This is a genomic window from Saccharothrix stipae (assembly GCF_054781895.1).
Window position 1 is genome coordinate 760,574 of the sequence record NZ_BAAGTN010000007.1, and the last position, 12,590, is coordinate 773,163.

12 protein-coding genes are annotated in these 12,590 nt (G+C 71.8%); 5 read left to right on the plus strand and 7 right to left on the minus strand.

The window, feature by feature from the left end; translation table 11 throughout:
• Position 1: 1 nt before the first annotated feature.
• A complete protein-coding gene (locus tag ACYVLT_RS16120) occupies positions 2–538 on the minus strand; it encodes a TetR/AcrR family transcriptional regulator (protein ID WP_461120986.1) in 537 nt (178 codons plus the stop codon).
• A gap of 110 nt (positions 539–648) precedes the next feature.
• On the opposite strand from ACYVLT_RS16120, the gene ACYVLT_RS16125 reads away from it, so the two are divergent.
• Entirely contained in the window at positions 649–1,569 is a 921-nt protein-coding gene (locus ACYVLT_RS16125; RefSeq protein WP_461120987.1) for an SDR family NAD(P)-dependent oxidoreductase, read from the plus strand.
• A gap of 48 nt (positions 1,570–1,617) precedes the next feature.
• Entirely contained in the window at positions 1,618–2,661 is a 1,044-nt protein-coding gene (locus ACYVLT_RS16130) for an NAD-dependent epimerase/dehydratase family protein (protein ID WP_461120988.1), read from the plus strand.
• A 24-nt stretch (positions 2,662–2,685) separates the two neighbouring features.
• Here the strand turns inward: ACYVLT_RS16130 and ACYVLT_RS16135 are convergent, their stop codons facing one another.
• The 4 genes from ACYVLT_RS16135 to ACYVLT_RS16150 form a co-directional block, all read right to left on the minus strand.
• Complete coding sequence (locus ACYVLT_RS16135) at positions 2,686–3,447, minus strand: SDR family NAD(P)-dependent oxidoreductase (RefSeq protein ID WP_461120989.1); 762 nt, start codon at positions 3,445–3,447, stop codon at positions 2,686–2,688.
• A gap of 67 nt (positions 3,448–3,514) precedes the next feature.
• A complete protein-coding gene (locus tag ACYVLT_RS16140) occupies positions 3,515–5,176 on the minus strand; it encodes a discoidin domain-containing protein (RefSeq protein WP_461120990.1) in 1,662 nt (553 codons plus the stop codon).
• Between the two features lie 100 nt (positions 5,177–5,276).
• The gene (locus tag ACYVLT_RS16145; RefSeq protein ID WP_461120991.1) at positions 5,277–6,116 is read right to left on the minus strand and encodes an alpha/beta hydrolase; all 840 of its coding nucleotides are present in this window, start codon (positions 6,114–6,116) and stop codon (positions 5,277–5,279) included.
• The gene (locus ACYVLT_RS16150; RefSeq protein ID WP_461120992.1) at positions 6,113–6,997 is read right to left on the minus strand and encodes a DMT family transporter; all 885 of its coding nucleotides are present in this window, start codon (positions 6,995–6,997) and stop codon (positions 6,113–6,115) included. Before ACYVLT_RS16150 ends, ACYVLT_RS16145 begins: the two co-directional genes overlap by 4 nt.
• 70 nt (positions 6,998–7,067) lie before the next feature.
• Between ACYVLT_RS16150 and ACYVLT_RS16155 the strand changes: the two genes are divergently transcribed.
• The 3 genes from ACYVLT_RS16155 to ACYVLT_RS16165 are packed head-to-tail and all read left to right on the plus strand — an operon-like array spanning position 7,068 to position 10,013.
• Positions 7,068–7,946, plus strand: coding sequence for a LysR family transcriptional regulator (locus ACYVLT_RS16155; protein WP_461120993.1), 879 nt, complete (start codon positions 7,068–7,070; stop codon positions 7,944–7,946).
• 34 nt (positions 7,947–7,980) lie between these two features.
• Positions 7,981–8,403 carry a DUF2243 domain-containing protein gene (locus ACYVLT_RS16160; RefSeq protein ID WP_461120994.1) on the plus strand — a complete coding sequence of 141 codons (423 nt, stop codon included), beginning with the start codon at positions 7,981–7,983 and terminating at the stop codon, positions 8,401–8,403.
• The gene (locus ACYVLT_RS16165; RefSeq protein WP_461120995.1) at positions 8,400–10,013 is read left to right on the plus strand and encodes a RecQ family ATP-dependent DNA helicase; all 1,614 of its coding nucleotides are present in this window, start codon (positions 8,400–8,402) and stop codon (positions 10,011–10,013) included. The genes ACYVLT_RS16160 and ACYVLT_RS16165 overlap by 4 nt, the downstream gene beginning before the upstream one ends.
• Before the next feature lie 66 nt (positions 10,014–10,079).
• Here the strand turns inward: ACYVLT_RS16165 and ACYVLT_RS16170 are convergent, their stop codons facing one another.
• Together ACYVLT_RS16170 and ACYVLT_RS16175 are read right to left on the minus strand one after the other, a co-directional pair.
• Positions 10,080–11,087 (minus strand): TerC/Alx family metal homeostasis membrane protein, encoded by a 1,008-nt coding sequence (locus ACYVLT_RS16170; RefSeq protein ID WP_461120996.1) that lies wholly within the window; start codon positions 11,085–11,087, stop codon positions 10,080–10,082.
• Between the two features lie 49 nt (positions 11,088–11,136).
• Positions 11,137–12,588, minus strand: a complete 1,452-nt coding sequence (locus ACYVLT_RS16175; RefSeq protein WP_461120997.1) for a glycoside hydrolase family 43 protein — start codon at positions 12,586–12,588, stop codon at positions 11,137–11,139.
• Positions 12,589–12,590 lie beyond the last annotated feature (2 nt).

Genomic DNA, 12,590 nt, shown 5'->3' on the forward strand with positions numbered 1-12,590 from the left:
GTCAGGGCCGGTAGCGCAGGCCGTCCATCACCAGGTCGAGCGTGCCGGGCCTCGGTCCGACCTCACCCGCCGCCATCGCGATCCCGCCGAGGGTGGCCAGCAGGTCCAGCGGGACCACATCCGTGCGGTCGATGGCCTTCAGCAGCAGCTCGGTGGTCTCCGTGAGCCGCGCCAGGCTCTCCCCGTACGGGTCGCCACCGCACGCGATCACCGCGCTCAGCGCGTCCGCCAGGCCCCGTTTCGCGGCCATGTAGTCCGTGAATCGGTCCATCCACGCCCTGGTCGCCTCGTACGGCGGCAGCGTGCGCAGCAGTTCGGGCGCGGAGTCGCAGAGCTTGGCCAGCTCGGTCCGGTACACCGCTTCCACCAGCGCCTCACGGGTGGGGAAGTGGCGGTAGAGCGTGCCGATGCCGACGCCCGCGCGCTTGGCGATGGACTCCAACGTCACGTCCGCGCCCGCGGTGGTGAACGCGTCCAGCGCCGTCTCGATCAAGCGGTCGCGGTTGCGCTGGGCGTCCGCGCGCAGTGGGCGGGACACGGTGCCTCCAAACGGGTGTGACGCAGGTCTCCGGGTAAACGGAGGAACCTCCGGTTACCGTGGAGGCGTAGCGGAGGAACCTCCGCTTCAGTGTACGACAGGGGAGAGACATGACCGAGCACATCACCACGCCGTTCGACGCCGACTCCACCGCCGCGGAGGTCGTGGCGGGCATCGACCTGACCGGCCGGCGCGCCGTGGTCACGGGTGGCGCGTCGGGCATCGGTGTCGAGACGGCCCGGGCGCTGGCGTCGGCGGGCGCCGAGGTCACCCTGGCCGTCCGCGACACCTCGGCCGGGCAGCGGGTGGCCGACGAGATCGGCGGCACGGTCCGGGTCGCGCGGCTCGACCTGGCCGACCAGGCCTCCGTGGCGTCGTTCGTGGCCGGTTGGGACGGTCCGCTGCACATCCTGGTCAACAACGCGGGCGTGATGGCCACGCCGGAGACCCGCACGCCGGAGGGTTGGGAGCTCCAGTTCGCCACCAACCACCTGGGCCACTTCGCGCTCACCGCCGGGCTGCACCGGTTCCTGGCCGTCGAGGGCGCGCGAGTGGTCTCCGTGAGCTCCTCCGCGCACCTGATGTCGCCGGTCGTCTTCGACGACATCCACTTCGCCGACCGGCCCTACGACCCGTGGGCGGCGTACGGGCAGTCGAAGACCGCGAACGTGCTGTTCGCCGTGGAGGCGACCAAGCGCTGGGCGGCCGACGGCATCACCGCGAACGCCCTCATGCCCGGCGGGATCATGACCAACCTCCAGCGCCACGTCGACCCGGACGCCATGCAGGAGTTGATCAACCGGGCGAAGGTCGACGGGTTCACGCTGAAGACGCCCGAGCAGGGCGCGGCCACCTCGGTGCTGGTGGCGACGTCACCGCTGCTGGAGGGCGTCGGCGGGCGGTACTTCGAGGACTGCGCCGAGGCCGTCGCGAACGACGGCAACAGGGTCAGCGGTGTCGCGGCCTACGCGCTGGACCCGGAGGCGGCGACCCGGTTGTGGCAGGTCTCCGAGCAGACCCTGGCGCGCTGAGCCGGACCACCACCACGCGGCCGGGGTGCGTTCACCAGGATGGTGCCCATGCGGGTCCTGGTGCTTGGCGGATCTTGGTTCCTCGGTCGTGCCGTGGTGGACGCGGCGCTCGGCGCCGGACACGAGGTGACCACCTTCCGGCGTGGCCTGACCGGCGACGACGTGCACGGGATCCGTGCCGTGCGCGGCGACCGCACCGATCCGGACGACCTCGTCAGGTTGGCGTCCCACGGGCCTTGGGACGTGGTGATCGACACCTCCGGGTACGTGCCACGCGAAGTGCTGGCACTGGCTCGTGTACTCGACCGGGTCGTGCACCGGTACGTGTTCGTCTCCTCGGTGTCCGCCTACGCTGGCTGGCCCACCGAGCCGTTGACCGAGTCGTCCGCGGTGCTGGACTGCCCCTCGGACGCGGACCGGGGCTACGGCCGCCGCGGGAACCCGGGGCCGTCGAGCTACGGCTTCGCCAAGGCCGGGTGCGAACGCGCCGTCGCCGGGGTGTTCGGGGCCGAGCGCACGATGATCCTCCGGCCGGGGGTCATCCTCGGACCCCGTGAGTACGTCGGCCGGCTGCCCTGGTGGCTCGACCGGGTCCGGCGCGGCGGACGGGTGCTCGCGCCCGGTGACCCCGCTCGCCCGATCCAGCCCGTCGACGTCCGCGACGTGGCCGTCTTCGCCCTGCTCGGGGCGCGGGTGGCGGGCGCGTTCAACGTGACGGCTCCCGGTGACGAGACCTTCGGCGACTTCCTCGGTGCCTGTGCCGCCGCCGCCCCCGGCGGGACGGAGCTGGAATGGGTAGCGGACGACTTCCTGGTGGCTCAAGGGCTGCGCCAGTGGACCGAAATACCGTTGTGGCGCACTCATGCCGGCACCTGGGCCGTGGATGCCGCGAGGGCTCGCGAAGCGGGCCTTCGCACGCGGCCGTTGGTCGACACGGTGCGCGACACCCGGGCGTGGATGCGGGGAGGTCGGCTCGTCGAGCACGAGCGCGCCCGGAGGCTCGGCATCGCACCGGACAAGGAGACCGCTGTGCTGAGCGCGTGGGCGGAGACCCGGCCAGGCCGGGTCTCCGAGCAGGCCCCGGCCCGCTGAGCGGCCGCCGACGCGGGGCCTTGGTCACGTCAGCTTGACGCCGGTGATCTCCGCACAGGCGTCAAGCAGGCGGTCCTGCACGTCCACGTCGTAGGCGACCGGGTTGGCGCGCAGTTGTTCGCGCCACTTGAGGTAGCGGCCGGTGGCGGTGGCGGCGGGTTCGTCGCTCGTGGCCAGCCACACCTGGGTGTCCGCGCCCTTGGGCAGCTCGTCGGTGGCGTTCGGACCGCCCATCCTGGTCTTGATCCAGCCCGGGTCGACCGCGTTGCTCGACACGTCCGGCCACCGGCGGGCCACCGCGAACGCCAGCACCACGTCCAGCAGCTTGGAGTCGGAGTACGCCTGCATGCCGTGCCACGGGCCGCGCTCGTGCTGGAGGTCGTCGAGGTCCGCCACGCCCTGCGACTCCAGCCCCGAGGTCAGGTAGACCAGCCGGCGCGGGCGGGGCATCAGGGCCGTGAGCAGGTACGGCGCCAGCACGTTGACCTGGAACAGCAGCTCCAGACCGTCCTCGGTGACGGTGCGCTCCGGCAGGCCACCGCCGAGCCCCGCGTTGTGGATCACCACGTCGAAGGCCCCGGCGGCCGCCGCCAACTCCCTGGTCCGCGCCAGCGACGCGAGGTCGCCGACCACCACGCCGGCCGCGCCGGGCACGGCGGCCAGTGCCTCCCCGGCCCGTGCGGCGTTGCGCGCGTGCAGCACCACCCGGTGCCCGAGCGACACCAGCGTCGCCGCCGTCTCCCGACCGATACCGTCCGCCGACCCCGTGACCAGAACGCTCGTCATGCGCGGCAGCGTACCGTGGGAGCGCTCCCAGCCGGCCTGCTCGGCCCGGTCTGTGCGGCCCGTCCGCTCAGCCGATGACCTGCCACCGGGCGAGCTGCCCGGCCGGCCAGCCCGTGTTGCCGCTGAACCGCAGCCGCACGTGCCGCGCGCTCAGCCCGGCGGGCAGGGTGATGGTGACCGCGTTGCCGGTCGCCGGGTCGAACACGTACCCGGTCGCGCCGACCACCGCGCTGAACGCCGAACCGTCCACACCCGCCTCCACCGCGATGGTCTGGGTGCGGCGGCCCCACGCCGGGTTCGGCGGCAGGCTCAGCACCATCCGGCGCGGCGCGGCCACCGTGCCCAGGTCGACCCCGATCCACTGCGGGAACGCGTTGTTCGCGCTTTCCCAGTAGCTGTGCGGATCCGGGTCGACGGCGAAGTGGCCGCCGTAGTGCTGGGTCTGGCTGCTCTGCGTGGTCGGCCTGCCCGCCGCCAGGTCGCGTTCGACGGGCGGGGTGTCGGTCGGCATCGGTTTGGTCGGGCGCACCGGCGTCAACGCGAGCAGGCCCTTGAGCATCCGGCCGCCGTCGCCGGTGAGTCGCAGGTAGTAGTCCGACGAGCAGCGCGTGCCGTCCTCGTCCAGGGCCAGGAAACCGGAGCCGACCGGGATGCCCGCCTGCGTCTCGGGCGTCTTGGCGATCTGGTTGGCCTCGTTGTACTCGTCGAACATCGAGATGTAGATGCCCTGCGCGCCCAGGCGGACCACGTTGTAGAACTGCCGCCACATGAAGTCGCCGTGCGCCCGGTGCCGCCGCGACAGGTCGCCCGGCAGCACGCACGGCTGGTAGTCGATGCCGAGCCGGGCGCACTCGGCCTGGTCGGGCGAGTTGACGTGGGTGTAGAAGTGGTCGGCGTCAGCCACGGTGCCGATCCGGCCCACCATCCACGGCGAGATCATGTGGAAGCTGCGGTAGACGCCGCCGAACCCCGGCCGCGAGTCCTCGACCTCGCGCCGCCAGTGCGTGGGCACACCGCCGATCAGGTACACGCCCTGGCCCTTGAACCAGTCGACGACGTCCTGGCACTGCTGCGGGGTGAACGGCCGGCCGGGGTCGTTGAAGCCGAAGCCCCAGATGCACACGACCGGCTTGCCGTTCTGGCGCGCGTACATGGGTGACGAGGTGTACGAGCGCATCTTGTCCGTCCAGTCGGCCTTGATCTCCGACTGGAAGTTCGTCCAGTTCGTGACGTCGTACATGAGGTAGAACTTCACGCCGTGCGCCTCGGCGGCCCGCCGGACGTGGGCGGTCACGGCGTCGCGGATCGGACCCTCGCCGCCGGTCGGGTTGAACCGCTGGAGGGCGGCGGTGTCGCAGCCGTACTCGCGCATCCACCGGAAGTGCACGTCCACGGTCTGGTAGTCGTGGTTGGAGAAGACGGTCGCCGGTCGGCCGTCGCCCAGGGCGCCGAACGCCGTCTCGTACTTGTGCGCGTAGTCGGTCGTGTCCGGCCACGACATGAGCGCGTGGTTGGCCGGCGACGGCGGACGGCCCCAGTCGTCGCTCCAGTGCCACCAGCCGTTGAGCGGCGAGTTGTCGCCCCGGGCCGCGAACCAGCCCTGGTAGCCGACGGTGATCTTGCCGACCACGTCGCCCGGCGGACTGGCCGCGTGCGCCGGGGACGACGTGGTGGCCATCGCGGAGGCGGCCACGGCCGACCCGAGGAATGTCCTGCGTGACAGGGGCACCGCACGCTCCTTCGTTGGAGGGACGGCACCAGAATGCAAGAAGTGAGCAGCGTCACGCAAGAATCTGACAAACCGGGATTCTCGGGTCGGACCGGGACGCCTACCCGAGGTCGGTCAGCAGCGCGGCGATCTGCCGCGGGCGGACCAGGAAACCCATGTGGCTGGTGTCGAGGGTGCGCACGTCGAACGGGTTGTCCGGCAGCAGCGCGTCGGCCTCGCGGATGAACCGGTCCTGCAGCTCGATCGGGATGGACCGGTCGCCGGTCAGCCGGACGTAGGTGTGCGGCAGGCGGGCCCAGGCGTCCGGGTCCACCCGGTCTTCGCCCGCGTCCAGGCTCTCGTCGGGCTCCAGGGTGTTCAGGGCGGCCAGGAACTCCGCGTCCGTGCCGTCGGCGAGCATCGCGGTCTTGAGCGTGGCCAGCACGGCCGGGGCGGCGGTGCGCCAGTTCATCCGCAGCGCGCCCAGCTCGGCCGGGTTGCCCGCGAGCAGGCCCGCGCCGAGCTCGTTGAGCGTGCTCGACGCGTACTCCGGCTCCGCCATGTACCCGCCCGCGGCCAGGTCGACGCAACACCACGCCGACACGTACACCACCCGGTGCAGCAGCTCGGGCACCGCGTTCGCCACCCCGGTCACGGTCATCCCGCCCCGGCTGTGCCCGACCAGGACCACCGGCCCGTGCTCTCCCGCCCGCCGCACGACGTCGATCACGTGCGCGACGTTGTCGGCGTGGCTCGCGCCCTTGAGCCCGGACGGCGCGGTGGCCAGGTCGGCCAGGGCCTGAGGTGCCTGGTAGGACGCGGAGAACGTGGCGTCGAAGCCGTGCCCGGGCAGGTCGACGGCGAGCGCCCGCCCGCCGAGCAGGGTCAGTTCGCGCAGCAGGGGCGAGAAGTGGAACGAGTTGGCGTTGGAGCCGTGGACGAAGACGAAGAGCGCGTTCATAGAGGAATCTTCACATTCGGTCGTGACCGGGTGAGCAGCACACCACCGATCACGATCACGCCGCCGACCGGCGTGTGCCACCCCACGGGCTCGCCGAGCAGCACCGCGCCGACCGCCGTCGACCACAGCGGTGTGACGTAGGTGACGGTCGACGCCACCGCGGGCCCGGCCGCGCGGATCAGGTCCAGGTTCAGCACGTACGCCAGCCCGGTGCCCGCCGCGCCCAGCACCAGGAGTGCCACCGCGGCGACCGCCCCCGGCCACGACGGCGCCCCGCCCAGCGCGGGCGCGACCAGCGCCAGTTGCAGCGTCGCGCAGGTGACCTGCACGGCCGACAACGCGCTCGCCCGGTGGTCGCCGCCGGAGAAGAACCGGCGGGTGTAGGCGAAACCCGCGCCGTAGCAGGCGGTCGCGGCCAGGCACGCGAGGCTGCCCGCCAGCAGGTCGCCCGCCAACCCGCGCCACGCGCCCAGGACCACCAGCACGCCCGTGAAGCCGACCAGCAGCCCGGCGACGCGGGTCCGGGTCATCCGCTCGGCCGGCACGATCAGCAGCACGAACACCAGCGTGGCCAACGGCGTGGTCGCGTTGAAGACGCCCGCCAGCACCGAGCTGATCCGCGTCTCGCCGTGCGCGAGCAGTGTGAACGGCACCGCGTTGAGCAGCGCCGCCACCACCGCGGCGTGACCCCAGGTGCGCCGGTCGAGCGGCACGGCCGCGCCCTGCGCCCAGCAGATCACCCACAGCGTGAGCGCACCGAACAGGCAGCGGGACAGGGCCACCCACACCGGGGGCACGCCCGCGTCCACCGCCACCTTGATCAACGCGAAGCTGCTGCCCCAGATCGCGGACAACAGCACGAACTTCCCGGACGTCGGCACCGGGTGAGGATCGCCTCGCCTGCGATGATGAGTCCAACAAGTGGCTTGCAACCCGGCATGAGAGGCGCTCATGGCCTTGAACCTCGCGCAGCTCCGCGCGTTCCTCGCGGTCGTGGACGAGGGTGGGTTCGGCACGGCCGCCGACGCGCTGGGCATCACGCAGTCCGCCGTGTCGCACGCCGTCGCCGCGCTCGAACGCACCCTCGGGCACCCGGTGCTGGTCCGTCGCGGCAAGCCGCGACCCACCGCGTTCGGCGAGGAGGTCGTGGCGCACGCCCGGGCCGCGGTGGCCGCGTCGGTGGCGATCACGGACCTGGCCGCCCGCCGGGGTGGCGCGGCGCGGGGCACGGTCAAGCTTGGAGCGCCGCCGACCGTGTGCCAGGGGTTGCTCCCGAGCCTGATGGCGCGGTGGGAGCGGGAGTTCCCCCACGTGCGGGTGCGGGTGTTCGAGGGCGAGGACGACGAGGTCGCCGAGTGGCTGGCCAACGGCACGGTGGAGATGGCCGTGGTGGTCGACCCGCAGCCCGATTGCGGGGTGCTGGTGGGTGAGGACGCGTTCCACGCCCTGCTGCGCACCGACCACCCGTTGGCCGGGGTGGGGGAGGTGCACGTGGCGGACCTGGCCGACGACCCGTTCCTGCTCTCGTGCGGCGGGTGCGAGCGGCACGTGCGGCAGGTGCACGCGGGCCTGCCGTTCGACCCGCTGCACCGGGTGCGCGAACTGGGCACGTTGCTGGCGATGGTGCGGGCCGGGATCGGCATCTCGATCGTGCCCGGCCTGGTGGCGTCGATGCCGGCGCCGGGCCTCGTGCTGGTCCCGTTGCGGCCCAGGGTGGTGCGCCGGCTGGTGGTGAGCGGCCCACCGGGCCGGGAGTGGCACCCGGCGGTCACCGCGCTGGTCGACTCCGTGCGAACCGGGTTCGATCCCCCTGAGTTTGATCGCTCCTGAGTTTGATCCCTCCGGGGCGGGCAACTCCCGGGCCATGACGAGAGGCGCGAGAGCGGCGCTGGTGCTCGGCCTGGGGATCGGTGGGTTCGTGGACGGCATCGTCGCCCACCAGCTCCTGGGCTGGCACCACATGCTGTCCGGTTGGTACCCCGAGGACCTGCACCTCAACATGCGGGGTGACGGGCTGTTCCACCTGCTGTGCCTGCTGCTCGTGCTGACCGGCGTCGCCATGCTCAACAGGGTGGGCACGGTGCCGCGCCGGGCGCTGTGGGGCGGCGTGCTGGCGGGCTGGGGTGTGTTCAACCTCGTCGAAGGCGTGGTGGACCACCTGGTGCTGGGCATCCACCACGTGCGCAGCGGCCCGCACGAGCTCGCCTACGACCTCGGCTTCCTCGCCCTGGGCGCGGTGCTGGTCGTGGTCGGTGGGCTCCTCGCGCGGGAGCGGGTGGGGCGGTGAGCGGCGTGCGGAGGCGGTTGCGCCAGGCGGCCAAGGACGTGTTCGGGTGGGCGGAGCTGCGGGACGAGCAGATCGACGCCATGGAGCAGGTGCTGGCGGGGCGGGACGTGTTCGTGGTGCTGCCCACCGGCGCGGGCAAGTCGGCGGTCTACCAGGTGCCCGGCGTGCTGCTGGACGGCCTGGTCGTGGTGGTGTCGCCGTTGATCGCGTTGCAGCGCGACCAGGTCGCGGCGCTGCGCGGGAACGGGGCACCGCCCGCCGCCCTGGTCAACTCGGCGCAGTCCGATGTGGACAACGACGCCGCCTGGGAGGCCGTCGGGCGCGGCGAGGTGCGGTACCTGTTCGTCTCACCCGAGCAGCTGGCCAAGCCGGACGTGCTGGACCGGTTGGGCAAGCCCGCGTTGTTCGTGGTGGACGAGGCGCACTGCGTGTCCGCGTGGGGTCACGACTTCCGGCCGGACTACCTGCGGCTGAGTTCGGCGGTGGAACGGGTCGGCCGCCCGCCCGTGCTCGCGCTCACCGCCACGGCGGGCACGACCGTCCGCGAGGACGTGATCACCCACCTGGGGCTGCGTGACCCGACGGTGGTGGCCATGGGGTTCGACCGGCCCAACCTGTCGCTGGACGTGCGCATGTTCGTCGAGGACGACGACAAGCGGCGCGCGATCCTCGACTGGGTGAGGGACGCGCCGAAGCCCGGCCTGGTGTACGTGGCCACCCGCAAGGACTCCCGGCGTTACGCGGAGGAGTTGGTCGCGCGGCAGGTGCACGCCGAGCCGTTCCACGCCGGGATGACGGCCGCCGAACGGGAACGCGTGCAGGACGCGTTCATGCGCGGCCAGGTCGACGTGGTGGTGGCGACCTCGGCGTTCGGCATGGGCATCGACAAGCCGGACGTGCGGTTCGTCGCGCACGCGTCCGCGCCCGGCTCCCTGGACGCCTATTACCAGGAGATCGGCCGAGCGGGCCGGGACGGCGAGCCCGCGCGGGCGGTGCTGTTCTACCGGCAGCAGGACCTCGGGCTCCAGCGGTTCCTACAATCCCGGCACGTCGACCGGGACGCCCTGGTGGAGCTGGCGGCGTTCGTGCGCGAGCACCCCGGGCTGCGGGTCACCGAGCTGGCCCGCGAGATCGGGCAGTCCCGCCGCAAGGTCACCTCCGGGGTGAACCTGCTCGAACGGGTCGGCGCGGTGGAGGTGGCCAAGGCCAGGTTCCGGCTGGTGGTCGAGCCGGAGCGGGCGGCCGACCTGGCGGTCGAGGAGGCCGAGCGCCTGCAACGGCTGGACCGCTCGCGGATCGAGGTGTTGCGGGCCTACGCGGAGACGAGGGCGTGCCGGCGGCAGCACCTGCTGGGGTACTTCGGCGAGGTGCTGGAGCGGACGTGCGGCAACTGCGACACGTGCGCGCGGGGCGAGGCGGGCACCGGTGTGTCCGCCAACCCGGAGTACCCGGCGCAGTCACGGGTCCACCACACCGAGTGGGGCTCGGGAACGGTGGTGCAGAGCGAGGCCGACCGGCTCACCGTGCTGTTCGAGGAGGTCGGGTACAAGACGCTGTCACTGGAGGCGGTGCACGCCGCCGACGTGCTCGGCCGGCACCCGGACGGCTGACGGGACGTGGCGGCCCGGCGGGACGGCCGGCGGCCGACCGGACGCGGGCCGCCTGGCCGGCGGACGTCAGCCCTTCGACTCGCGGTCGGGGTCCGGGTGCGCCCGCAGCGAGCCCGCGTGCGCCTTGGCCGACGGGTCGCGGCCGGTCTTGACCAGGCTCGCCACGGTCACCACCAGCAGCACGACCACGATCACACCGAGGCTGACCGGCGTCGGCACCTCGGGCACCCGCTCGTCGACGGAGACGTGGGCCCAGTGCAGGATGAGCTTCACGCCGATGAACGCCAGGATCAGCGCGAGCCCGGTCGAGAGGTAGACCAGCCGGTCGAGCAGGCCCTTGACCAGGAAGAACAACGCCCGCAGGCCGAGCAGGGCGAACGCGTTGGCGGTGAAGACGATGTAGGGCTCCTCGGTCACGCCGAACACCGCGGGGATGGAGTCCAGCGCGAACAGCAGGTCCACGCCGCCGATGGCCACCAGCACCACGAACAGCGGCGTGGCCACCCGCTTGCCGTCGACCTTGGTGAGGATCCGGCCGCCGACGTACTCGTCGGTCAGCGGCAGGATCCGCCGCGCGGTCCGCACCACCACGTTGTTCTCGATGTCCGGGTCCTCGTTGCGGTGCCGGAACAGCTGCACCGCCGTGTAGATCAGCAGCAGGCCGAACAACAGGAACATGAACGAGAACAGCGCCAGCAGGGTGGCGCCGACCGCGATGAACACCGCCCGCATGAGCAGCGCGAGCACGATGCCGAAGGTCAGCACCTTGTGCTGGTGCTCCTCGGGCACCGCGAAGGTGGTCATGATCAGGACGAACACGAACAGGTTGTCGACCGAGAGGCTCTTCTCGACGATGTAGCCCGCGAAGTACTCCGTCCCGAACTCGCTGCCGTGCGCGGACCAGAACCAGATGCCGAACCCGACGGCGACCAGCACGTAGAAGACCGACCAGAGGCTCGCCTCCCGGAAGCCGACCCGGTGCGGCCGCGCGGCGGCGAGCACCAGGTCGACTGCCAGCAGTACCACGATCAGCCCGATGGTGACCGTCCACGTCAGACCGCTCAGCTGGAGCATAGGTCCACAATAGACCCTCGCCGTCGCCTGCCGCGGCCGAGCCGGCCGGTCAGCCGGTCAGCCGGAACGTCGCGTCGGCGCGGCCCGCGGCATCGGTGATCGGGTCGAGCCGCAGCTGGTAGGCGTAGTGCCGGATGTACCGGTCGGGGAAGTTGTAGGACTGGAACGACGACCAGGACGACGACGCCAACCCCGCCACCTGCCGGAACGTGGCGTCGGCCTTGAAGGTCGACGTGCCGTCGTCGGCCGCGAGCACGAAGTCGTAGGCGTAGTGCCGCAGGTAGTAGCCCGGGTAGTTGACCGACTGGAACGACACCGTCCCCGTTCCCGCCAGGCCTGGCACCACCCGGAACTGCGAGTCCTGCACCGGGCTGACGTTCGCGTCGATGCGCACGTCGAGGTTGTTGTGGCGCACGTACCGGTCCTGGAAGTTGTAGGACTGGATGCGGTTGACCGGCCCCGTGACGCCCCACTTGGCCAGCACCCGGCTCTCCTCGGCGGCGGTGAGGTTGAGGATCGAGCCGTGCCGCTTGCGGGTGCCGCCCAGCGCGTAGTCGGTGCGGGTGGTGAAGTTGCGCGTGCTGCCCAGGTTGGTCGACGTGATCGGCATGTAGCCGCGACCGGTGGCGTACTGGTCCAGCCACAGCGCCCACTCGTTGCGCCCGTTGAACTGCATCCACATCGGACCCTCGACCACGTTGCCGCCGCCGGTGCCGTTGGAGATGCCCATGTGCGAGAGGTTGCCGATGGTGGTCCACGAGCCGAGGACGGAGTTGCTGCCCTCGACGGTGATGTGGCCGTCCGCCGACGCGCGGTAGTAGCGGTAGCCACCGACGCTGGTCGGCGACTCGATGATCTGCGTGTCGATGATGCCCTGGCCCGCGCCCCGGTCGATGTAGAGCACCGGCGAGGTGATCGTGCGGAAGTCGGTGGTGCGCACGTAGTAGATGCGGTGCTTCTTGACGCCGTTGAGGGTGGCGTTGGTGGCCCAGTAGACGACGTAGTCGCCCGTTGCCGGGTCGTAAATGGCCTCCGGCGCCCACGCGTTGCCCGAGCCGGGGATGCCGCCCGCGACGTTCAGCAGGCGCGGCGCGGACCAGTTCACCAGATCGGTGGACTCCCACACGACCAGCGACTTGCTGCCGTTGTTCGCCGCGTCGCTCCACGAGGTGCCGTTCGCGATGCGCAGGTCGGTGGCGATGATCCAGTACCGGTCGCCCGCGGGTGAGCGGACCAGCGCGGGGTCGCGCACCCCGCGGGTGCCCACGGTCGACAGCAGCACGGGCGCGCCGTTGTTCAGGTCGGTCCAGCGCAGGCCGTCGCGGCTGTGCGCGAGGTAGATCTGCTCGCCGGTCGCGTGCTCGCCGGTGAAGTGCGCCATCAGGTAGCCGGTGAACGGCTCCAGCGCCTCGGCGCGTCGGTCGGTCGTCACCGACCAGGAGGTGAACAACAGGGCCACGGCGGCGAAGAGCGCGCCAACCCTCGTCAGAGCTCGTGACACGG